At 73.1% G+C, this 19969-nt stretch carries 23 protein-coding genes and 1 pseudogene; 13 read left to right on the forward strand and 11 right to left on the reverse strand.

Annotation, left to right across the window (positions count from 1 at the left end; genetic code table 11):
• Positions 1-23: 23 nt before the first annotated feature.
• From AOK22_RS06570 to AOK22_RS06585, 4 genes are all read right to left on the reverse strand, one after another.
• The gene (locus AOK22_RS06570) at positions 24-1229 is read right to left on the reverse strand and encodes a D-alanyl-D-alanine carboxypeptidase family protein (protein WP_055697622.1); all 1206 of its coding nucleotides are present in this window, start codon (positions 1227-1229) and stop codon (positions 24-26) included.
• Between the two features lie 163 nt (positions 1230-1392).
• Positions 1393-1884: a glutathione peroxidase gene (locus tag AOK22_RS06575; protein WP_055697623.1), complete on the reverse strand. Its 492-nt coding sequence runs from the start codon at positions 1882-1884 to the stop codon at positions 1393-1395.
• 77 nt (positions 1885-1961) lie between these two features.
• A complete protein-coding gene (locus AOK22_RS06580; protein ID WP_069885168.1) occupies positions 1962-2648 on the reverse strand; it encodes a hypothetical protein in 687 nt (228 codons plus the stop codon).
• A 91-nt stretch (positions 2649-2739) separates the two neighbouring features.
• Positions 2740-3519, reverse strand: coding sequence for an ABC transporter permease (locus tag AOK22_RS06585; RefSeq protein ID WP_079036385.1), 780 nt, complete (start codon positions 3517-3519; stop codon positions 2740-2742).
• Between the two features lie 174 nt (positions 3520-3693).
• Here AOK22_RS06585 and AOK22_RS06590 point away from each other — a divergent pair, with 174 nt between their 5' ends.
• From AOK22_RS06590 to AOK22_RS06600, 3 genes are all read left to right on the forward strand, one after another.
• The gene (locus AOK22_RS06590; protein WP_055697625.1) at positions 3694-4779 is read left to right on the forward strand and encodes an S-(hydroxymethyl)mycothiol dehydrogenase; all 1086 of its coding nucleotides are present in this window, start codon (positions 3694-3696) and stop codon (positions 4777-4779) included.
• A complete protein-coding gene (locus tag AOK22_RS06595) occupies positions 4779-5438 on the forward strand; it encodes an MBL fold metallo-hydrolase (RefSeq protein ID WP_055697626.1) in 660 nt (219 codons plus the stop codon). The genes AOK22_RS06590 and AOK22_RS06595 overlap by 1 nt, the downstream gene beginning before the upstream one ends.
• Positions 5439-5577: 139 nt before the next feature.
• A complete protein-coding gene (locus AOK22_RS06600) occupies positions 5578-6291 on the forward strand; it encodes a DUF2470 domain-containing protein (protein WP_055697627.1) in 714 nt (237 codons plus the stop codon).
• On the opposite strand, the gene AOK22_RS06605 is transcribed toward AOK22_RS06600, so the two are convergent.
• Positions 6256-6543, reverse strand: a complete 288-nt coding sequence (locus AOK22_RS06605; protein ID WP_055697644.1) for a YkvA family protein — start codon at positions 6541-6543, stop codon at positions 6256-6258. The genes AOK22_RS06600 and AOK22_RS06605 overlap by 36 nt on opposite strands.
• An 87-nt stretch (positions 6544-6630) precedes the next feature.
• On the opposite strand from AOK22_RS06605, the gene AOK22_RS06610 reads away from it, so the two are divergent.
• The 3 genes from AOK22_RS06610 to AOK22_RS06620 all read left to right on the forward strand — a co-directional run bounded on the left by AOK22_RS06610 (position 6631) and on the right by AOK22_RS06620 (position 9242).
• Positions 6631-7233 carry an isochorismatase family protein gene (locus AOK22_RS06610; protein WP_055697628.1) on the forward strand — a complete coding sequence of 201 codons (603 nt, stop codon included), beginning with the start codon at positions 6631-6633 and terminating at the stop codon, positions 7231-7233.
• A 15-nt stretch (positions 7234-7248) separates the two neighbouring features.
• A complete protein-coding gene (locus AOK22_RS06615; RefSeq protein WP_141753775.1) occupies positions 7249-7764 on the forward strand; it encodes a DUF4760 domain-containing protein in 516 nt (171 codons plus the stop codon).
• A gap of 242 nt (positions 7765-8006) precedes the next feature.
• Positions 8007-9242, forward strand: coding sequence for a serine hydrolase domain-containing protein (locus tag AOK22_RS06620; protein ID WP_055697630.1), 1236 nt, complete (start codon positions 8007-8009; stop codon positions 9240-9242).
• Between the two features lie 19 nt (positions 9243-9261).
• Here the strand turns inward: AOK22_RS06620 and AOK22_RS06625 are convergent, their stop codons facing one another.
• A complete protein-coding gene (locus tag AOK22_RS06625) occupies positions 9262-10497 on the reverse strand; it encodes a lactonase family protein (protein ID WP_055697631.1) in 1236 nt (411 codons plus the stop codon).
• A gap of 345 nt (positions 10498-10842) precedes the next feature.
• Between AOK22_RS06625 and AOK22_RS06630 the strand changes: the two genes are divergently transcribed.
• On the forward strand, positions 10843-11475 hold the full coding sequence (locus AOK22_RS06630; RefSeq protein WP_425264006.1) for a TNT domain-containing protein: 633 nt from the start codon (positions 10843-10845) through the stop codon (positions 11473-11475).
• Between the two features lie 34 nt (positions 11476-11509).
• Positions 11510-11743, forward strand: coding sequence for a hypothetical protein (locus AOK22_RS06635; RefSeq protein ID WP_055697633.1), 234 nt, complete (start codon positions 11510-11512; stop codon positions 11741-11743).
• A 28-nt stretch (positions 11744-11771) separates the two neighbouring features.
• Here the strand turns inward: AOK22_RS06635 and AOK22_RS06640 are convergent, their stop codons facing one another.
• Positions 11772-12152: a DoxX family protein gene (locus AOK22_RS06640; RefSeq protein ID WP_055697634.1), complete on the reverse strand. Its 381-nt coding sequence runs from the start codon at positions 12150-12152 to the stop codon at positions 11772-11774.
• Between the two features lie 6 nt (positions 12153-12158).
• Between AOK22_RS06640 and AOK22_RS40735 the strand changes: the two genes are divergently transcribed.
• The 3 genes and pseudogenes from AOK22_RS40735 (at position 12159) to AOK22_RS06655 (ending at position 15183) form a co-directional block, all read left to right on the forward strand.
• Complete coding sequence (locus AOK22_RS40735; protein ID WP_107101871.1) at positions 12159-12941, forward strand: helix-turn-helix domain-containing protein; 783 nt, start codon at positions 12159-12161, stop codon at positions 12939-12941.
• Between the two features lie 56 nt (positions 12942-12997).
• Positions 12998-13792 (forward strand): annotated as a pseudogene (locus tag AOK22_RS06650) (MerR family transcriptional regulator); the annotation flags it as partial.
• Positions 13793-13971: 179 nt separating this feature from the next.
• Positions 13972-15183 (forward strand): glycosyltransferase, encoded by a 1212-nt coding sequence (locus AOK22_RS06655; RefSeq protein WP_055697635.1) that lies wholly within the window; start codon positions 13972-13974, stop codon positions 15181-15183.
• 48 nt (positions 15184-15231) lie between these two features.
• Here AOK22_RS06655 and AOK22_RS06660 read toward each other — a convergent pair whose 3' ends face one another.
• Positions 15232-16524 (reverse strand): MFS transporter, encoded by a 1293-nt coding sequence (locus AOK22_RS06660; RefSeq protein WP_055697636.1) that lies wholly within the window; start codon positions 16522-16524, stop codon positions 15232-15234.
• 154 nt (positions 16525-16678) lie between these two features.
• Between AOK22_RS06660 and AOK22_RS06665 the strand changes: the two genes are divergently transcribed.
• Positions 16679-17608, forward strand: a complete 930-nt coding sequence (locus tag AOK22_RS06665) for a LysR family transcriptional regulator (RefSeq protein WP_055697637.1) — start codon at positions 16679-16681, stop codon at positions 17606-17608.
• 105 nt (positions 17609-17713) lie between these two features.
• Positions 17714-17974 carry a hypothetical protein gene (locus AOK22_RS06670; RefSeq protein ID WP_055697638.1) on the forward strand — a complete coding sequence of 87 codons (261 nt, stop codon included), beginning with the start codon at positions 17714-17716 and terminating at the stop codon, positions 17972-17974.
• 57 nt (positions 17975-18031) lie between these two features.
• Here the strand turns inward: AOK22_RS06670 and AOK22_RS06675 are convergent, their stop codons facing one another.
• The 3 genes from AOK22_RS06675 to AOK22_RS06685 all read right to left on the reverse strand — a co-directional run.
• Positions 18032-19063 carry a glutathione S-transferase family protein gene (locus tag AOK22_RS06675; RefSeq protein ID WP_055697639.1) on the reverse strand — a complete coding sequence of 344 codons (1032 nt, stop codon included), beginning with the start codon at positions 19061-19063 and terminating at the stop codon, positions 18032-18034.
• Positions 19060-19365: a hypothetical protein gene (locus AOK22_RS42560; protein WP_063795206.1), complete on the reverse strand. Its 306-nt coding sequence runs from the start codon at positions 19363-19365 to the stop codon at positions 19060-19062. Before AOK22_RS42560 ends, AOK22_RS06675 begins: the two co-directional genes overlap by 4 nt.
• Positions 19366-19453: 88 nt before the next feature.
• Positions 19454-19969, reverse strand: a 516-nt coding sequence (locus tag AOK22_RS06685) for a cytochrome P450 (RefSeq protein ID WP_157872187.1), incomplete at its 5' end; no start/stop codon positions are given.

Consider the following 19969-nt stretch of genomic DNA (forward strand, 5'->3'; position numbering starts at 1 on the left):
TCCGACGGCGTCCCCGCCCCGGCTCAGTCGACGAACTCCCTTCGGGCGCCCGTGCGTCGGGCCACCGTAGCCGCCCGCCGCCGGACCGCCACGACCAGGCCCGCGACCAGGGCGCCCGCACCCGCGACGACCATCAGGACCGCGGGCCAGTCGGAGTCGTCGGACGGCACGGTCAGGGCGGCCTGCGCGGCCGCGGGCGCCGGGCCCTGCGCCGTCCCGGCCTTCTTCGCCGGGGCCTGCAGCGAGCCGACGGGGCGTACCTTCCCGGCCGCTGCGAAGCCCCAGTCGAGCAGCGACCTGGTCTCCTCGTACACGGCACGGCCGCCGCCTGCCTGAGGGTTCATCACCGTCACGACGAGGGTGCGGTCGCCGCGCCGGGCCGCGCTGATCAGGGTGGAGCCCGCGTGGCTGGTGTAGCCGTTCTTGACGCCGAGCAGCCCCGGGTAGGGGGCCACGCCGTCGGCGCCCGTCAGGAGCCGGTTGGTGTTCTGGATCGGATACGACCAGCCGCCCGCGGGAAACTTGGCGACGCGCGTGGAGCAGTACTCGGCGAACTCCGGGTTCGCGAGCCCCGCCCTGCCGAAGACCGCCAGGTCGTACGCCGAGGAGACCTGCCCGGCGGCGTCGTAGCCGTCGGGCGACACCACGTGGGTGTCCCGCGCGCCCAGCTCGCGGGCCTTGGCGCGCATCTGCTGGACGGTCTTCGGCACGCCGCCGTTGAGCCCCGCGAGGACGTGGACGGCGTCGTTGCCCGAGCTCAGGAAGACGCCCCGCCACAGGTCGGCGACGCGGTAGGCGCGGCCCGGCGCCACGCCGACCAGGCTGCTGCCCTCGCCCACCCCGTCGAGCTCGTGCTCGGTGACGACGTGGCGCATGTCCGCGTCGAGCCGGGGGAGGGCGGTCAGGGCGAAGAGGGACTTGAGCGTCGAGGCGGGCGGCAGCCGCCGGTGCGCGTTCCGCGCGGCGAGCACCTCGCCCGTGGCGGCGTCGGCCACGACCCACGACAGGGCGGACACGTCGCCGGGCAGGCCGGGCGCGCCGCGGTTCGGCCGCACCTGGGTGCCGGGCCGGTCGAGCAGCGTGGACGAGTACGCGGGGAGCGGCCCGGGAGGCGCCGGTTCGGCCGGGACCTCGGTGGCCGAGACCGGTGAGGACAGGAGGACCAGGGCCCCGATGGTGAGGGCGGCGGTGCGTACGGATGAGGAACGCGGAAGGTGCCTGATGACCATTCAGCCACCGTAGGAGCGCCGCCGGGAGTCCGCAGATCGGCTTGGCCCGGCTGGAGGTATCGCACCGTCAGTCGGGCGTATCGGGTGGTCACTTCGGTGGCGTCCGGGGGCGGGGCCGAGCCCCGGCGCCGAAGCGGTGCTCCGGCGCCGGGAGGCGGACCCGTCAGGCGGGAAGGTGCTTCTCGATGGCGGCGACGACCTCGGGGGCGTCGGGCTCGGTACGGGGCCCGAAGCGAGCGACGACCTCGCCGTCGGCGTCGACCAGGAACTTCTCGAAATTCCACCGGATGTCGCCGGTGTGCCCCTCGGCGTCGGCGGCCTGGACGAGCTTGGCGTACAGCGGGTGCCGCCCGTCGCCGTTGACGTCGACCTTCTCGGTCATGGGGAAGGTCACGCCGTACGTGGCCGAGCAGAACTCGGCGATCTCCTCGGACGTACCGGGCTCCTGCCCCATGAACTGGTTGCAGGGCACGCCGAGCACGCTGAACCCACGCGAGGCGTACTGCTCGTGCAGCCGCTCCAGACCCGCGTACTGCGGGGTGAGCCCGCACTTGGAGGCGACGTTGACGACGAGGACGGCCTTGCCCAGGTACTGGGAAAGGCCGGCAGGGCCGCCCTGAAGGCTCTCGATCTCTACTGCGTCGTAGACAGACATGCCAGCGACCCTACGACACGGCCCGCCCCACCTGACGGCGCCCCGTCAGCCCCTGGACCGAGCGCCGCGTGCCGGACTCAGCCCGTCGTCCAGCGGACCAGGGCGAGAATGATGCCGGCCAGGGAGCCGAGAGCCATGAGAAGGCCCATCGCAATCGTCAGGGCCTCGAACTTGCTCGTTTTCTCCGACTCGATCCGCTTGGTGTCCTCTTCGAGTTTCTCCAGGCGGCTCTGCAGCTTGTCCACGGCGAACATCTCTCTGAGGTGTTTCATCTCCCTCATGAGGGACGTGTTCTCTTCCGATTCCTTCTCGATCCTGGTCGACAGATCCTTTTCCTTCTCGGCGCGTTCGTCCAGCACCTTGAGGAGATGTTCTTGCATCTCGGGGTCCGTCACCGTGTTGATGACTTCCTGGCGGAAGCTCCGTACCTGCTCCGTCGGGCGCAGTGCGTTGATGCGCTCCAGGATCAGGGCCTTGCGCTCCAGCAGGATGGGGAGAATTCCCACCTCGATGTGGGCTTCGGCTTCGTTGCGCACGATGATCGCGCCCATGTTGGCGGTCATCTTCATCTTCAGCACGCCGAAGGAATCGGGGTGGTCGATGGCGTGGTTGACGGTGACGAGTGTGGTCTGGAGTTCTTCCAGGCTCTGCGCCTCGATCTTCTCCCGGGTGAGGCCGAGCTTCTCCAGTTTCGGCTCGAACATCCTTTCTGCGGCCTGTTCGGTCGGGTCGGTGACGAACTGCGCTCGTTCCGCACGTGCCATGGCCCTGTCCCCCTGCCGGCTCCCGCTTTCGGGCCGTCAGCATGACACCTGCCGTGCGATGGGCTGAGGGCTTTGACGCGAATGCCGGGGGTCACTGTTCCGTTCGGTGCAGGAGGCCCCTGGCGATCAGGTCCGTCGTGAGGGACACCGCCATCGCCTGGATCGCCATCAGGGCGATGAGGACGAAGAGTTGCACCGCCCCCGCCAGCACCGGTGACGCCCCGCCCAGCAGCATGCCCACGAAGGCGCCGGGGAGCGTGACCAGGCCCACCGTGCGGGTCTGGTCCAGGCCCGGCAGGAGCGCGTCGGACGCCGCCGGGCGGATGACCTCCATGCGGGCCTCCCTGGCCGGCAGGCCCAGTGCCAGACCCGCCTCGAACTCGCCGTACCGGGTGTGGAGTTCGTCCAGGGCGCGGCGGCCTGCCAGGACCGTCGCCGTGAGGGCCCCGCCGATCAGGATGCCCGTCACCGGGATCATGGCGATGCCCCGCACCGGCAACAGGCCCGCGAGCGTCAGGCCGGTGACCACGGGGACGACCGGGCCCGCGATCGGCAGTGCCGCCCACCACCACGTGGCGTTCGGCGTGATGCGGCGGCCGGCCGTGCGGGTCGCCACGGCGAACATCAGCAGGAGGAACGCGTACAGAGCCGCCGTGTGGTGCACCACCCACCCGATGGCGAGGGAGACGACGGCCAGTTGGGCGGCCGCCCGGACCCCCGCGACGAGGATCTCGCGCGCCCTGCCGCGCGACCCGTCCGGGGCGAGGCGGAAGACGGCGGCTGTCGTGGCGGCTGCCAGGAGCAGCGCGAGCAGGGCCACGGCGAGCGCCGTGTCGACCGGCAGGAGGGCCTTGGCGGCGAGTTCACGCACGCGTTCACCCTAGATCGTGTCACCGTCGGAGCGCGGCCCGCCTCGCATGAGGCGTTGACGCCCACCCGTAGCACCCGCACTGTCCTGGAAGCAGTCGGTGCCCCCTGGGACGGCCGGTGCTCGACCTGTAACGATGTGGCAGGTAAGACGTGAAGAGAAAGAAGGGCTGAAGTCATGGCGCAGCAGGTGCAGGGCGTGATCGCACGCGCGAAGGGCGAGCCGGTACGCATCGAGACGATCGTCGTCCCCGACCCGGGCCCCGGAGAAGCCGTGGTGAAGGTCCAGGCGTGCGGGGTCTGTCACACCGATCTGCACTACCGCGAGGGCGGTATCAACGACGACTTCCCGTTCCTGCTCGGGCACGAGGCCGCGGGCGTCGTCGAATCGGTCGGCGAGGGCGTCACCGAGGTCGCCCCCGGCGACTTCGTGATCCTCAACTGGCGAGCGGTCTGCGGCCAGTGCCGTGCCTGCCTGCGCGGCCGCCCCCAGTACTGCTTCGACACGCACAACGCCCAGCAGAAGATGACCCTCACCGACGGCACCGAGCTGTCCCCGGCGCTCGGCATCGGTGCCTTCGCCGAGAAGACCCTGGTCGCGGCCGGCCAGTGCACCAAGGTCGACCCGGAGGCCTCGCCCGCCGCGGCCGGCCTCCTCGGCTGCGGCGTGATGGCGGGCATCGGCGCCGCCATCAACACCGGCAACGTGGGCCGTGGCGACTCCGTCGCCGTCATCGGCTGCGGCGGCGTCGGCAACGCCGCGGTCGTCGGAGCCGGCCTCGCCGGGGCCGCGCGCATCATCGCCGTGGACATCGACGACAAGAAGCTGGAGACGGCCAGGGGCCTCGGGGCCACGCACACCGTCAACTCCCGCTCGACCGATCCCGTCGAAGCGGTGCGCGAGCTGACCGGCGGCAACGGCGCCGACGTCGTCATCGAGGCGGTCGGCCGCCCGGAGACGTACCGGCAGGCGTTCTACGCCCGTGACCTCGCGGGCACGGTCGTCCTCGTCGGCGTACCGACGCCCGAGATGAAGATCGAGCTCCCGCTGCTCGACGTCTTCGGGCGCGGCGGCGCGCTCAAGTCGAGCTGGTACGGCGACTGCCTGCCGTCCCGCGACTTCCCGATGCTCATCGACCTCTACCGGCAGGGCCGCCTGGACCTGGACGCGTTCGTCACCGAGACGATCGCCCTGGAGGACGTGGAGAAGGCCTTCGAGCGCATGCACCACGGCGACGTCCTTCGTTCGGTGGTGATGTTCTGATGGCGGCGGAGACGACGGCCACCGGCGGGGCCGGGGCGCGCATCGACCACCTCGTCACCTCGGGTACGTTCTCGCTGGACGGCGGCACCTGGGACGTCGACAACAACGTGTGGATCGTGGGCGACGACGAGGAGTGCGTCGTCATCGACGCCGCGCACGACGCCGACGCCATCGCGGCCGCGGTGGGGGAGCGGCGGCTCGTCGCGATCGTCTGCACGCACGCCCACGACGACCACATCGACGCGGCCCCGGCGCTCGCCGCCGCCACGGGCGCGCCGATCCTGCTCCACCCCGCCGACGCGGAGCTGTGGAAGATGACCCACCCCGACCGGGCCCCGGACGGGGAACTCGCCGACGGGCAGGAAGTGACCGTCGCGGGCACGGTCCTGAAGGTGCTGCACACACCGGGCCACTGCCGGGGCGCGGTCAGTCTGTACGCCCCCGCGCTCGGGACCGTCTTCACCGGCGACACGCTCTTCGCCGGCGGACCGGGCGCGACGGGCCGTTCCTTCAGCGACTTCCCGACCATCGTGGAGTCCATCAAGGAGCGCCTGCTGACCCTGCCGCCGGAGACGGTGGTGCGCACCGGGCACGGTGACAGCACCTCGGTCGGCGCCGAGGCGCCCCACCTGGAGGAGTGGATCGCCCGGGGACACTGACGGACGCTGACGCCCCGTCGCTTCTCCCGGCGTACGTCTCAAGGCCCCGCGCGGTTCGCCGCGCGGGGCCTTGAGACGTACTGGCCCCGCTCCGCAATCTTCGATAAGTTAGGCAAGGCTTACCTAATGGAGGTTGAGGATGGGTGTCCGTCACAGCAGCACGGCCGTGCCCACAGCGGCGGCACGCGCGCGATCAGTGCTTGCCACCGCCTGGTCCTGCGCGGTGACCACGGAGATCGGCAGGGACGAACTCGTGGGCGCGCACTCCGTCACCGAGGACGGCAGGATCCGGCTGTCCCCGCCCGAGGACAGCGCGCTCGCCGCCGCCGTCATCTGCGCGCCGCGCGGCGAACCGTCCACGCTGGTCGAGTTCACCGACGTCGCGCCGGTGCCGCTCAGGGACCGCATCCGCGCGCGGCTGTGGCTCTCCGGGTCCCTCGCGTACGACGGGCAGGACCTCGTCTTCGAGCCGACCTGCGCCGTGCTGCAGGAGTCCAGCGGCGAGCGCCAGGGCGTCGAGCTCGACGAATTCGCGCTGACGGTGCCCGATCCGCTCGCCGAGGCGGAGTCGCGGCTGCTCACCCACCTCGCCGACGCCCACCCGGACGCCGTCGAACAGCTCACCCGGCTCATCGGCCCCGACAGCCTCCAGGGCGTGGTGCGGGTCCGCCCGCTCGCCCTCGACATGCACGGGATCTCCCTGCGTCTGGAGCGCGCCCGCGGCCAGGCCGACGTCCGGCTGCCCTTCCACCAGCCCGTCGACGACATCACCCAGGTGACGGAGTGCATGCACGCCCTCCTCATGCGCGCCCGCCTCTCAACCACGCGGCGCGGACGGCCTGTCGGCGGCTGACCCCATCGACCGCAGGGCCAGCAGGAGAACACCGATGTCGTCCAGGAAGATGGGGTCCGGCAGCAGGTCCGCGGGGAGTACGAGATAGGCGATGGCCGCCCAGAACACCCACTGGCGCTCGATGGGAAGGCCCGCTCTGAGGAGGGCGCGGCGGGTGCGGACGAGCCGGACGAGCAGCGCGATCGCGACGGCGAGCGTCACGGCGACCAGGACGGCGGCGCAGACGAGGAGAACGGTCAGTTCCGTGCTCATGTCCACGCACAATATCGAGCGCGGCGGCGTACGTCGCGCAGGCATGATGGCGGGGTGACAGCACAGCCGAATCCCACGCACCCCGCCATGTCGTCCGCCTCGTCCGACCCGTCCGTCACGCCCGCGCGGCCCGTCGAGCCCGTGCAGGCCCTGATCGTCGTCGACATGCAGTCCGCCTTCGTGGGCGGCGACGGCGCCGTGCCCCACGCCGACCGTCTCCTCGACCGGGTCCGCGATCTGCTGGCCAGGGCCCGCGAGAGCGGCGCGCTCGTCGTCCAGTTGCAGAACGACGGCGAGCCCGGCACTCCTGACGAGCCGGGCACGCCGGGCTGGGAGGTCCACCTGCCCGTCGACACGGACCGCGGCGAGATCCTCCTGCGCAAGACCGTCGACGACGGCTTCGAGGAGTCCCGGCTGGAGGAGCTGCTGCGCGAGGCCGGTGTGAAGGAACTGGCCGTGTGCGGCGTGATGTCGGAGATGTGCGTCAGCGCGACGGCCCGTGGCGCTGTCGAACGGGACTTCCGCGTCGTCCTGCCGCACGACGCGCACGGGACGTACGACATCCCGGCGGCCGAGGGCTTCAGCGACGTGGTGCCCGCCGCGACGGTCTCGCGGGTGGCCGAGTGGGCCCTGGGCGACGAGGTCGAGGTCGTGGCGAGGGCCCGCGACGTCGTCTTCAGCAAGCCGTAGCGGCAAGGGGGCGTGGTGGAGACGGCGGCTTTGGCGGTGTCGGTGGTGGCGCTGATGGTGTCCGGCCTGGTGTCCCTGCGGCAGTTGAGGCTGACACAGCACGCGAACACCCTGCCCGTCCTGGTCGACCTCTTCCGGGAGCACCGCAGCGAGCGGCTCGCGCGGGCACGGCACTTCGTGCACGCGGAACTCCCCGGACGTGACCTGTCCTCGGGCCTGGCCGGGCTGCCGCAGGACGAGCAGGAACTGGTACGCGACCTCGCCTGGTACTACGACAACCTCGGCGCCCTCGTCGCGCACGGGGTCGTCGACATCGAACCCGTCTCCGGCTATCTGGGCGGCTCGGTGATCTCGGTGTGGGAGAGCATGGAGCCTCTGGTGGCGGTGGAGCGGGCGTACCGGGCGAACAATTCCCTGCCCGATCCCAACCGTTGGCAGGAGTACTTCGAGAACCTCTACCACCTGGTCCGCGAGCTGCCCGCCGAGCAGGCCCGTGCGCAGGCACGGCACTGGCGGCTGTCCCGTCCGTGAGACGGGAGGGGGCGGCGGGGCCGTGGGGCCGGACCCGGGCTCTTCAGCTCGCGCAGGGTCACGATGACGGTGAATCCGAGTCCTTCGTGGGCCGGGACGCGAGGCGGCCCTGATGTCCTGTGGCGGCTGTGACGCTAGCGTCTTGCCGCATGACACATCGACGGCGCGGTGAGACGACACGCAAGAGGCTCACGACGGTCTCAAGGACAGGGAGGGCGCGGCGACTTGGGCGCGCGGCGGTCGTGTCCGCCTCGGTGGTGGCCGCCCTGGCGGTCGCCGTTCCCTCGGCCGGTGCGCGTGGCGGGGCCACGGTGGCCTCGGCGGCCCCGGAGTGCGGCGCGGCGCGCGCGGCGGTCGTCGCGTCGCTCGACGCCCTCAGGGAGCGCCACGGCGTGCCCGGCGCCGCCGCCGAAGTGGCCGGCGGGCGCTGCGGCACCTGGCAGGTCGCCCGGGGCACCGCCGACCTGGACACCGGGCGCCCGATGAGCGCGGGCGACCGCCTGCGGATCGGCAGCGCCAGCAAGACGTTCACCGCCGCGGTCGTCGTACAGCTCGCCGCGGAGGGGCGGGTCGGGCTCGACGCCCCGGTCGAGCGCTATCTGCCGGGGCTGATCCGGGGCAACGGCTACGACGGCCGCAGGATCACCGTGCGTCAGCTGCTCCAGCAGACCAGCGGGCTGCCCGACCACGTCGACACGATCGCCGCCGAGCCCCTGGCGAAGTGGCGGTACCGCCACTTCGAGCCGCGCGAGCTGGTCGGCATCGCGCTGAAGATGCCGCACCCGAAGACGTCCCCGGGGCGTGAGTGGCACTACTCGACCACCAACTACGTCCTCGCCGCGCTCCTCGTCGAGCGGGTCACCGGGCACGGCATCGAGACGGAGGTGACCCGCCGGATCATCGAGCCGCTGGGCCTGCGCGACACGTACTGGCCGGGCGACGAGACCCGCATCCGGGGGCCGCACTCCCGCAGCTACTTCACGGAGGCGGACGCGGAGACGGAGGCGGATTCGGACGCGGAGACGGACAGGGACGCTGAGGTGGACGCGGGCGACGCCGGGCCCGCGGGTGCCGGTTCCGCCCGCCTCGACGGCACCAAGTGGAACCTCACCTTCGGCGGCGCGGGCGGCGCGCTGGTCTCCACGCCCGCCGACGTCGACCGCTTCTACCGCGCCCTCCTCGGCGGCAAGCTGGTGCCCGCGCGGTGGCTCGCCCAGATGAAGCGCTCCGTCCCCGCCGACCCGGACCGGCTCTGGCCCGGCGCCCGCTACGGTCTCGGGCTGATCTCCACCCCGCTGGAGTGCGGAGGCCGGTGGTGGGGGCACGGCGGGACGGTGCCCGGCGGCCACCGGGCGCTCGGCGCGGTCGGCCCGGACGGCCGCAGCGTCGCGCTCGCCCTCAACCAGGTGCCCCTCACCAAGCCGGGCGAGCGGGACTTCCGGGCGGTCGTGAACACGGCGCTCTGCGCCGGCCGCTGAGACGTCGGAGCGCCGGCCGCTAGAGCGGCAGCGCGCACACCGCGATCGGTGCCGCGAACGGCTCATCCACCAGGGTGAGCCCGCCGCTGCGCCGGTCCACGCGGAACACGCTCACCGAACTCGACTTCTGGTTCGCGGTGAACAGCAGTTCCTGCGACGGCGAGAACGCGAGCTGGCGCGGGAAGTCGCCGCCGACGTCGACCGTGTCGAGCAGCCGCAGCCGGGCGCCGTCGTCCTCGATCGCGTACCGCGTGATGCTGTTGTGTCCCCGGTTGGCGAGAAAGGCGAACCGCCCCTCGCGCGTCACCACGATCTGCGCCGGATAACTGGTGCCCTCGCCGGTGCCCGTCGACTGCGGTTCGCCCGGTGTGAGACGGCCCGTGCCGGGGTCGTACGCGCAGACCACGACCGTGTTGTCCAGCTCGTTGGCGAGATACGCGTGGCGGCCCGAGGGGTGGAAGGTGAGATGGCGGGGTCCCGCGCCGGGGCGCAGGCCCGCGTACGACACCTGCTTGAGCTTTCCCGCCTTCTCGTCGAGGCGGTACGTGTAGACGGTGTCGTTGCCGAGGTCGACGGCGAGGACGTGGCGGCCGTCCGGCGACGTGATGATCTGGTGGGCGTGCGGGCCCGACTGGCCGGGGCCCGGCGGGGGAGCGGAGTGCGTGACGAGGTCGGTCCGCTCGCCCAGCGCGCCCGACGCGTCGACGGGGTGGACGGCCACGCTCCCGGAGCCGTAGTTCGCGCTGAGCAGCCAGCGGCCCCCGGGGTGCACGGACAGATGGCAGGGCGCCGCGCCGCCGGTGTCACGCGTGCCGAGGACCTCGTGCTCGCCGGAGGACGAGAGCGCGACGGCGGTCACGCCGCCCTTCTCCCGTTCGTCGACCGCGTACAGCGTGCGGCCCGAGGGGTGCGGCGCCAGATACGAGGGGTCGGGGACGCCGGTGAGCGTGCCGGTGCCGGTGATGCGTCCGCTGGCGTCGTCGTACGTCGCCAGGCCGATGCCGGAACCCCCGCCCTCTTGTGAGGTGTACGTCCCCAGGAACAACTGCCCTTGCCGGCGCGGTCGGTGGGCGGCCGAGGAGGCGGAGTCCTGGCGGGCCCGCGCCGCGCGTTCCCCGTCCGGCGGGCCCGGCGACGCGCAGGCCGAGGCGGACGACACCGCGCCGACGGCGGCCGCCCCCGCCAGCGCGCCGAGGAACCGACGCCGCCCCAGCCCGTTCCCGGACGCCTCGACCGACCCTGCTCCGTTGTTCATGGCTGCACCTCGTGCGTCGGTGGTGACGGATGTGGCAGACACAGTGTCCCGTACGCGCGTGCGGCGGCAAGGGTGCCGGGGCGGGAGCCTTCACCGGGCTCTCGCCTGCCGGGGCGGCTGGGGCAGGAGCTGATATCGGCCAACAAAGGTACGCAGTATGCCAAGTTGACCACGGAGAGCCACCGCTCTTATACCGTGTGCGAGCGGTTGATCCCGACCGTGCGGGGTGCGCGGCCGACGCGCGCCGTGCCGAACATGCCGACACGCACAAGGAGTTGCCGAGTGGACCACAGTCCTGTGATCCGGATCCGTACCGTTCTGGCCGCGCTCGGCGTCGCCACCGTCATGGTGGCCGCGCCCGCCGCGAGCGCCACGGCGTCCACGGCTCCGGCGTCCACGGCGTCCGGGGCCGCGGCGCACGACGTGTGCACGGGCGAGTTCCAGGGCGATTCCCGCCTCGGTCCGGACCGGCTGCCCAAGAAGTGGGAGCGTCCCGTCGGCCCGCTCCTGAAGAACTGGAAGCGGACCGGGAAGCTCTCGCCGAAGGCCTTCCTGAAGAAGTACTGGGAGGGCCCGGCGGACACCGGCAGCTGGAAGTACCCGCCCAACGACGGCTTCGACACCGTCAACGGCCGGGTCGACAAGCATCCGGAACTCCTCCAGGAGGGCGAGGAGTTAGACCGCTTCGGCTCCGAGTACGGTTCGTACCTGGCGCCCGCCGGGGACGCGTACGCACAGCGCGCGCTGCCCCCGCAGAACCTCAACACGCGTGACGCCGCCTTCGCCTGCGACTATCGGGTGTACCAGGTGGCCAAGCCGTTCGTCGTCTGGCAGGGCGGCATCGCCCCCTGGTTCGAGCAGCCCGGCGGCGGTCAGCAGATCAAGCTCGACCCGATCTTCCTGAACCCGGGCGAGGGCCAGCGGCTCAATGTGAAGTGGCTGCTGGACAACGGTTACCTCGAACCCGCGAACGACTGAAGGGCCGAACGACCGGCCGTTGGGGGTTGACACCGTGGACGTCCGAGAACTGGCGGCGGCGCTGCGCGCCGCCCGCGTGTCCGACGGCTACTACTGGATCGAGGGCGTCCACGAACCGACTCCCACACCGACCGACTTCCTCTATCTGCGCAGGATCGAGGACGGGGAGTGGGAGGTCGGAGCGTACGAACAAGGCACGCGCCACCCCTTCGCCCGGCACCAGGACGAGTCGGTCGCCTGCGCCCACCTGATGAGCCAGCTGACCTGAGGACGGCGGGGCCTGACCGCCTCGCCCCTCAGGTGCCGGCCGCGACGACGGCAAGGGCCCAGGCGACGTACGCCGTGTTCACCGCGAGCCGCGCCGCCACGCCCCACGCCGTGTCCAGCCATCGGGTCGCCGAGCCGGTGTGCCGCGCCGCGTCCAGATGGGACACCTGGAAGCCGGTGATCAGCGCGACCGCCGCCCAGCCGCCGGCCACGCGCGTCACGGAGGCGAACAGCAGTCCGGCGACGGCCAGTTCGGCCAGGGCGCTCACCGCGACGATGATGGCGGGGGAGGGCAGCCAGACGGGGACCAGGGTGCGGAAGTACGCGGGGAACGCGAAGTGGGCGAGGGCCGTGCAGAACAGGAAGACGGCGAGGGCGAGGGCCGGGGTGGCAGAGGTGAACGTGGGCATCCGGCGATGATCGACGCGAGCCGTGGGCGCCGTATTGAACAGAACGCTCGCGGCACGGCAACCGGCCCGGCGCCCTTCGGAGCTGTCGCGCGCGGCGTCGCCGTCACCGCCACGAGGAGCCGAGCCGTCGCCGTCACCGAGGACGCCGTCGTCTTCACGGAGTCCCGCGCGTACGAGGTCGCCCGGCACCGGCACCCCGCCTGGAAGCTCGTCCTGCCCGACGGCGGCCACGCGCGAGTGGGGGAGCGGGCGGGCGCGGGCGTCCTGGTGCCGCCGCAGTACACCCACACGTGCGCCACGTCGTCCGCCTTCGTGGCCGCCCTCCTCGAACCCTGGTGCGTGCGGGCGAGCCCCGCCGGGCCGACCTGGCTGGACCGCCGGACCGTACGACGGCTTCTCGCCGCGGCCCGCGACGGCGCGGGCCCGGACGCGGAGGCCCTGCGCACCGAACTGGTCGCGCTGACCGGTCCTGCTCCCGTCGTCGACCCCCGAATCCCCCAGGCCGTACGCGCGTCCGCCCGCGCCACCCGCATCGACACCGTCGCCGCGGACCTCGGGCTGTCCCCGGCCCGGCTGCGCGCCCTGATCGCGACGGAGGTGGGCATTCCGCTGAGCACGCTGCGGCAGTGGCGGCGGCTGCGGGCCGCCGTCGCCGCGCTGGTCGACGGGAGCGGCACGGGCGGCATCGCCGGGGCCGCCGCCGACGCGGGCTTCGCGGACCAGGCGCATCTGACCCGCGCCGTCCGCCGGTTCGCGGGGCGCACCCCGGGATCGCTGCGACGGCCCTGAGTTGACCCTCACGTCGCGTCAGGCTCCAGGCTGTACGACGACGAAAGGCGAGGTCCATGAGTTACACCGTCGGGCAGGTCTCCGGCTTCGCGGGGGTCACCGTCCGTACCCTCCACCACTACGACCGCGCGGGGCTGCTCACGCCCGGCGAGCGGAGCCCGGGCGGCTACCGCCTCTACGGCGAGGCCGACCTGGCCCGCCTTCAGCAGATCCTCTTCTACCGCGAGCTGGGCTTCGCCCTCGACGAGATCGCCGAGATCCTGGCCGACCCGCAGGCCAACGCCCTCGACCAGCTCAGGGCCCGGCGCCGGACGCTGCGCGAGCAGATCGACAAGCTGGAGCGCCTGGTGACGGTCGCCGAGCGCGCCATGGAGGTCCAGCAGACCGGGGTGCGCCTGAGTCCGCAGGAACGGTTCGACGTGTTCGGCGAGATCACCTTCGATCTCAGCTACGCCACCGAGGCGGAACTGAAATGGCAGGACAGCGAGGGGCATCGGACGGCGATGAAGAGCGCCGCCGAGCACTCCAAGGAGGACTGGGCGCGGCTCATGGGGGAGGCCGCGCGCTGGCGGGAGGACCTCCTCGCCGCCCACGACGCGGGAGAGCCCGCGGAGGGGGCGCGGGCCCGGGAACTGGCCGAGGCGCACCGGCTCCACATCGCCCGCTGGTTCACCCCGTGCCCGCCCGAGATGCACCTGCGCATCGCGGACGACTTCGTCGACGACCCACGGGCCTTCGCCCTCGTCGTGCCGCCGTCCCGCCAGCGGCCGGGACTGGCCGCTTATCTGCGGACGGCGATAGCGGCGAATGCCCGGGTCAGGGCGGACGCCGACGAGCGCTCCGAGGGCGGCTCGGACCCTCGGGACGGCTGCGAACACGGATACGAACATCGAGTGAACCCTCACCCTGGACCTGAGGTTGAGGGTCCTGTGCGAGACGGCTCCCCACCCGACGGACGCGCCGGCGCATCCGACGGCCCCGACCGCCCGTGCGACGGACCTGGCTCCCGCCGCGAACCCGAAGGAAAGCGATGACCCGCATCCTCATCACCGCCGCCGGTTCGTACGGCGATGTCGCCCCCTACACCGGCCTGGGCGTCCGGCTCCGCGAGGCCGGGTACGACGTCGCGCTCGCCACCCACGGCACCTTCGCGCCGCTCGTCGAGGCAGCCGGGCTGAGGTTCCGCGAGGTGCCCGGCGACGTGGACACCGGGCATCGCGCGGGCGGGCGCAAGGAGCTCCTGCGGGCTGCCGCCGCCTTCGTACGCGACTTCGGGAGCGGCCTGGCCGACGCCGCCGTGCGGGGCGCGGACCTGCTGGTGCTGTCCACCACCACGGCGCCGCTCGGCTGGCACCTGGCCGAGGCACTGCGCGTCCCGGCGATCGGCGCGTATCTCCAACCGGCGCACCCGACACGGGCCTTCCCGCCGGCCGTCGGAGGCACCCGTTCGCTCGGCGGTCCCGGCAACCGTGCCCTGGGGCGGTTCTCCCTGCGGATGGTCGATCGCGTCTACACCGACGCGGCGCGGGACCTGCGGATCCGCCTCGGACTCGCGCCCGCCGCGCCCAGGGCCGTCCGGGCCCGCCAGGAACGCGCGGGCTGGCCGGTGCTGCACGGCTTCAGCCCGGCCGTCGTGCCGCGCCCAGCGGACTGGCGCCCCGGGCTCGACGTCGTCGGCAACTGGTGGCCGCACCACGACCCGGCCACCCCGCTTCCGGCGGAGCTGGACGACTTCCTGCGGGCCGGACCGCCTCCGGTGTTCATCGGGTTCGGCAGCATGGCCGCCGGCGACGGCGAGCGGCTCGGCGGGATCGCGGCGCAGGCGCTCCGCGCGGCCGGGCTGCGCGGTGTGCTCCAGACGGGCCGGGCCGGACTCGCCGCGTCCGGCGACGACCTCCTCACCGTCGGCGAGGTGCCGCACGCCCTGCTCTTCCCCGAGGTCGCGGCCGTGGTGCACCACGCGGGCGCGGGCACCACGGCGGCGGGGCTGCGGGCCGGGGTGCCCGCCGTGCCGGTGCCGGTCACCGCCGACCAGCCGTTCTGGGCCGGCCGTCTCGCGGCCCTGGGCGCGGCGACCGCCCCGGTCCCGTTCGCGGAACTGACGGCGCCCCGGCTCGCGGAGGCGCTGGGCCGCGTGGTCGGTGAAGAGGCGTACGCACGGTCCGCGAGGGAACTCGCCCGGACGCTGGCCGCCGAGGACGGCGCGGGACACGTCCTGAAGGCGGTCGAGCGGCTCGCCTGACCGCGCTCGCGACCGACCGCCTTGTCCCCGCTCAGGGTGGCCGCCGTCTCAGCGGGCCATGTTCTCTCCCTGCCCCGCCGCACGCTCCCCGTGAGGCGCGGGCACGCCGCCGCTCACCCGCGTCGCACGATCGCGCAGCGGCAGCAGCAGCGGGGTGGCCAGCATGAGGAGACCGGCCAGGGCGATCGCGGCGCGGACGCCCGTCACCGCCGCGAGCAGCCCCCACAGGGCGGTTATGGCGGCGATGGAGGCCTTGCTGCTGACCGACCAGGCGGTCAGGGTGCGCGCCACCCGGTCCTGCGGGGTCAGTTCCAGGCGCTGGGTCGCGAGCACCGGGTTGAACACGGCCGAGCAGGTGATGAGCCCGAACTCCACGCCCATGACCAGCACGAGCCCGCCGGCGCCGTGGCCGACGAAGGCCAGACCGACGGGCCAGCACACGCGCAGCACACCGGAAGTGAGCAGGACCCGGCGCTGCCCGAACCGCGCGACGAGGCGACGGGACAGCCGCGAGCCGGCCAGACCGCCTGCGCAGGGCACCGCGAAGGCGAGGGCGTACTGCCAGGGCGCGAAGCCGAGCGGGCCGAGCATGAGGACGGCCATCAGCGGCGTCACCGCCATGATCAGACCGTTGACCAGCACGGCGTTCAGGAACAGCGGGCGCAGCGCCGCATGGCCCAGGATGAACCGCCAGCCGTCGAACACGTCACCCGCGCGCATCCGCGGCGCCGCGCCGGAGCGCACCGGGTGCGGCTCCGTGCCGCCGATCGCGCGGATCCCCGCGGCGGACAGCAGATAGCTGACCGCGTCGGCCACCACGGTCGTCACGGGACCGAACAATCCGATCGCGGCTCCGCCGAGCGGCGGCCCGAGCATGGTCGCCGTCCAGGTCGTGGACTCGAACCGGCCGTTCGCGACGAGCAGGTCCTCCGGGCGTACGAGCGACTTGAGGTACGCGCCGCTCGCCGCGCCGAACGTGATGTCCGCCGCGGCGACCACCACCGACACCACCAGGAGCTGTGCGAAGCCGAGCAGCCCGACAGCGAACGCCGCGGGCACGCTCAGCAGGGCCGCGCACCGCACCAGGTCCATGGCCACCATGACCGGCCGCTTGCGGCGGAACTCCACCCACGGCCCGAGCGGAATCGCCGCGACCGCGCCCACGGCGAGCCCCGTGGCGGCCAGTACCGCCACCTCGGTCGTCCCGGCGTGCAGCACCAGGATCGCGACCAGCGGGAACGCGTCGAAGGCCAGCCGCGTGCCGAACGCGCTGACCGCGTACGACGCCCAGAGCCATCCGAACGGTCGCCCCAGCGACCGTCTCCCCGGTCGGTCCCCCATGCCGTGTGCTCTCCTCGCCGTCGTCGCCGGGCGACCCCGTGTCGCCCCGCGCCATCCAAGCGACTGACCTGGCCCCGATCAAACAACCGGACCCCCTCGGAGCCACAACCGTGGGTTGTGCGTCCGGGGAGAGCGCACGTCTAGGGTGGCCGCCATGGATCTCGATGCTGTGCGGGCCTTCGTCGCCGCCGCGGACGCGGGCCAGTTCCAGGGCGCCGCCGTGGACCTGTCGATCACCCAGCAGGCCGTCTCCAAGCGCATCGCCGGGCTGGAGAAGCACCTCGCGGTGCGGTTGTTCACCCGGACCGCGCGCGGCGCACGGTTGACCATCGACGGTCAGGCGTTCCTGCCGCACGCCCGCGCCCTCCTCCAGGCAGAGGAGCGGGCGGCCGCCTCCGTACGGCCCGGCAGCCGTGCCCTGCGCGTCGACGTGATCGGCCGCAGGCTCGCGCCGGCCGGGCTGCTGCGCGGCTTCCACCGCGCGAACCCCGACACCCCGCTCGACGTCGTGACGCTGTTCGACGTCGAGGCCGCCGTCCACGCGGTGCGCTCCGGCACGATCGACGCGGCGTTCCGGGCCGTCACCCAGCCCGTCGGCCGGCTGCCCGACGGCGTCGAGGCCGCCCGGGTCCACGACGAGCCGATCCAGCTCCTCACCGGCCCCGGCCACGCGCTCGCCGGGGCCCGCTCGGTCACCCCCGCCCAGCTCGCCGGGCACCGGATCTGGATGCCCGGCATCGTCAGCGGAACGGAGTGGGCCGCCTACTACGACGAGCTCGCCGCCGCGTTCGGGCTGACCATCGAGGTGACGGGGCCGGACTTCGGCACCGAGCCGCTCCTCGACACCATCGCGGAGACCCCGGGCCTCGCCACCTTCGTCGGCGAGCAGACCCGGCTCGTCTGGCCCGCCGACGACGACCTGCGCCGCATCCCCGTGCACGACCCGACCCCGGTCTACCCGCACTCCCTGATCTGGCGCGACGACAACCCGCACCCCGCGCTCGGGGCGCTCCGCGACCATCTGGGCGCCCACGGGGGCGGTGACCACGACGGCGCGACCTGGACGCCCGCCTGGGCGGGGTGACCGTCCGACGGGCGCGGACGGCGACGGGCCGACGGGCGTCGCGGCCCTAGCCCGAGCGGCCGACTGGCGAGGCCGCCGTGCCGCCCGCCTGGGAGAGTTTCGGGCATGAGCGAAAGCGCGTACCTGTACCTGGCGAACCCCCGGATCACCGTGCTCGGCGTCCAGCACGGCACCCCGCCGTTCCGCATCGTGGAGATCGACGGAGAGGTGGTGGGCAAGGCGAAGTCCGTCACGGACGTCCTGGACGCGGCGGCGATGGCGGGCATCACCGTGAAGGACCTGGACGACCCGGACGCCGTGCGCTGGGTGGGCGGCGACAAGTTCACCTGGCAGCCGGGCAAGGACCCGATCGCGGACCTGGGCTGAGTCGACGGGCGGCCCGCCGGCGCGGCCCCGGTCCCCGGACCTCCGCGCTCCAGGTCCTCAGGGGCGCCCGGTGGCCGGTACCTCCTCCCCGGCGGGCACCGGACCCGGCGCCGTACCGTCGCCGAACGGCCGTCCGCCCAGCTCCTCCCGCTGATGCGGCGTCAGCCACCCCGCGAGGTCCGGCCCCAGGGGCACGATGCCGGTCGGGTTGATGCCCGTGTGCACCTGGTAGTAGTGGCGCTTGACGTGGTCGAAGTCGATCGTGTCGCCGAACCCCGGGGTCTGGAACAGATCGCGGGCGTACGCCCACAGCACCGGGTCCTCGGCCAGCTTGTGGCGGTTGCACTTGAAGTGGCCGTGGTAGACGGCGTCGAACCGCACCAGCGTGCAGAACAGCCGGATGTCCGCCTCGGTCAGGGTGTCCCCGACCAGATAGCGCCGGCCGGCCAGCCGCTCGGAGAGCAGCTCCAGACGGCGGAACACCTCGCGGCACGCGGCCTCGTACGTCGCCTGGTCGGGGGCGAAACCGGCGCGGTACACGCCGTTGTTGACGTCGCGGTAGACGCCCTCCATGACGGCGTCGATCTCGTCGCGCAGCGCCTCCGGGTACAGATCCGGGGCGCCGGGCCGGTGCAGGGCCGTCCACTCGGTCGCGAAGTCCAGGGTGATCTGCTGGAAGTCGTTCGTGACCAGCTTGCCGCTCGGCACGTCCACGATCGCGGGGACGCTGACGCCGCCCGGATAGCCTGTCTCCCGCGCCTCGTACGCCTCGCTGAGGAAGCGGATGCCGAGGACGGGGTCGCGGTCGTCCGGATCCAGTGTGAACCGCCAGCTCCGGTCGTCCTGGATCGGATCCGTGACGGCCAGCGACACGGCGCTCTCCAGACCGAGCAGGCGCCGCGCGATGAGCGCCCGGCCCGCCCAGGGGCAGGCGCGGCTCACCACCAGGCGGTAGCGCCCCGCCTCCACGGGCCAGCCGTCCGCGCCGTCGGCCGTGACGCGGTCCGCGAAGTGGCTCTTGGAGCGTTTGAACTCCTTGTGGCCGTACGAGGAGTTGCCCTGGGAGGTGCCGTCCTTCGTCCCGCTCATGACTGGCTGCCCTCCCGCGCACAGGACCGGGCCACCGGGGCGGGCAGCACGGGGCGGCCGGCCCCCTCGCAGGCTCGTGGGGGCGGCGCGAGGTCGTAGATCCGGTCGAGGAGGGCCGCCTCGTTGCCGGCGAGGCCCGCGCGGCGCAGCGCGTCGTCGGCCTCCGCCAGCGGGCCCGCGAGCAGCGAGGCCGCGGCGGCGGGGGAGACCGACGAGGTGTCGGACAGCGCGGCGCGCGCGGTGTGCAGCAGGCGCAAGCAGGCCTGGGCGGCGAGCAGTTCCTCGGACGTCGTGCCGGTCATGTCGAGCGACTCCTCTGCGCTGGGGTGGCGTGAAAGGCATCGGGAGGATGCCACCTCCACTCTCGCGCACGGGTCTGACAATGGCGCCCTACGCGGCCGGGGCGCGGCGGGTGAGCCGCAGGGTGAGGCCGTCCGGCATGAGGGTGAGCCGCTCGGCGACGCGCAGCCGGTAGGCGGGGTCCGCGTGCAGGTCGTAGCGGCGCAGCAGCAGGCCGAGCACCAACGTCGCCTCGTGCAGGGCGAACTGACGTCCGATGCAGGCGCGTGCCCCGGTGCCGAACGGCTTGAACACATGGGCGGGCCGAGCCCGTACCGCCGAAGGGGCGAACCGGTCGGGGTCGAACTCCTCGGGGCGCTCGCCCCACGCCGCCGGGTCGCGGTGCAGCATCGCCGCGAGCACCAGCGCCCACGCGCCCCTGCGCATCGGGTGGACGCCTCCGAGCACGGTGTCCTCGCGGGCCTCGCGGGCGAACCCCGGAGCGGTCGGCCACAGCCGCAGCGACTCGTCGAGCACCCGGCGTACGTAGCGCAGCTTGGCCACCTGTTCGTAGGCGGGTTCTCCTTCGGTGCCCCAGACCTCGTCGACCTCGGCCCGCGCGCGGGC

The sequence above is a fragment of the Streptomyces silaceus genome, assembly GCF_001419745.1.
Taxonomy (GTDB): Bacteria; Actinomycetota; Actinomycetes; order Streptomycetales; family Streptomycetaceae; genus Streptomyces; species Streptomyces silaceus.

Bases quoted from the DNA above. Each gene is read 5' to 3' on its own strand.
- AOK22_RS06670 (WP_055697638.1), top strand. From the start codon at position 17,714: ATGAGCGAAAGCGCGTACCTGTACCTGGCGAACCCCCGGATCACCGTG.
- AOK22_RS42560 (WP_063795206.1), bottom strand. From the start codon at position 19,365: ATGACCGGCACGACGTCCGAGGAACTGCTCGCCGCCCAGGCCTGCTTG.
- AOK22_RS06575 (WP_055697623.1), bottom strand. From the start codon at position 1,884: ATGTCTGTCTACGACGCAGTAGAGATCGAGAGCCTTCAGGGCGGCCCT.
- AOK22_RS40735 (WP_107101871.1), top strand. From the start codon at position 12,159: ATGATCGACGCGAGCCGTGGGCGCCGTATTGAACAGAACGCTCGCGGC.
- AOK22_RS06570 (WP_055697622.1), bottom strand. From the start codon at position 1,229: ATGGTCATCAGGCACCTTCCGCGTTCCTCATCCGTACGCACCGCCGCC.
- AOK22_RS06640 (WP_055697634.1), bottom strand. From the start codon at position 12,152: ATGCCCACGTTCACCTCTGCCACCCCGGCCCTCGCCCTCGCCGTCTTC.
- AOK22_RS06605 (WP_055697644.1), bottom strand. From the start codon at position 6,543: ATGAGCACGGAACTGACCGTTCTCCTCGTCTGCGCCGCCGTCCTGGTC.
- AOK22_RS06600 (WP_055697627.1), top strand. From the start codon at position 5,578: ATGGGTGTCCGTCACAGCAGCACGGCCGTGCCCACAGCGGCGGCACGC.
- AOK22_RS06675 (WP_055697639.1), bottom strand. From the start codon at position 19,063: ATGAGCGGGACGAAGGACGGCACCTCCCAGGGCAACTCCTCGTACGGC.
- AOK22_RS06590 (WP_055697625.1), top strand. From the start codon at position 3,694: ATGGCGCAGCAGGTGCAGGGCGTGATCGCACGCGCGAAGGGCGAGCCG.
- AOK22_RS06610 (WP_055697628.1), top strand. From the start codon at position 6,631: ATGTCGTCCGCCTCGTCCGACCCGTCCGTCACGCCCGCGCGGCCCGTC.
- AOK22_RS06595 (WP_055697626.1), top strand. From the start codon at position 4,779: ATGGCGGCGGAGACGACGGCCACCGGCGGGGCCGGGGCGCGCATCGAC.
- AOK22_RS06630 (WP_425264006.1), top strand. From the start codon at position 10,843: ATGGTGGCCGCGCCCGCCGCGAGCGCCACGGCGTCCACGGCTCCGGCG.
- AOK22_RS06655 (WP_055697635.1), top strand. From the start codon at position 13,972: ATGACCCGCATCCTCATCACCGCCGCCGGTTCGTACGGCGATGTCGCC.
- AOK22_RS06660 (WP_055697636.1), bottom strand. From the start codon at position 16,524: ATGGGGGACCGACCGGGGAGACGGTCGCTGGGGCGACCGTTCGGATGG.
- AOK22_RS06665 (WP_055697637.1), top strand. From the start codon at position 16,679: ATGGATCTCGATGCTGTGCGGGCCTTCGTCGCCGCCGCGGACGCGGGC.
- AOK22_RS06625 (WP_055697631.1), bottom strand. From the start codon at position 10,497: ATGAACAACGGAGCAGGGTCGGTCGAGGCGTCCGGGAACGGGCTGGGG.
- AOK22_RS06580 (WP_069885168.1), bottom strand. From the start codon at position 2,648: ATGGCACGTGCGGAACGAGCGCAGTTCGTCACCGACCCGACCGAACAG.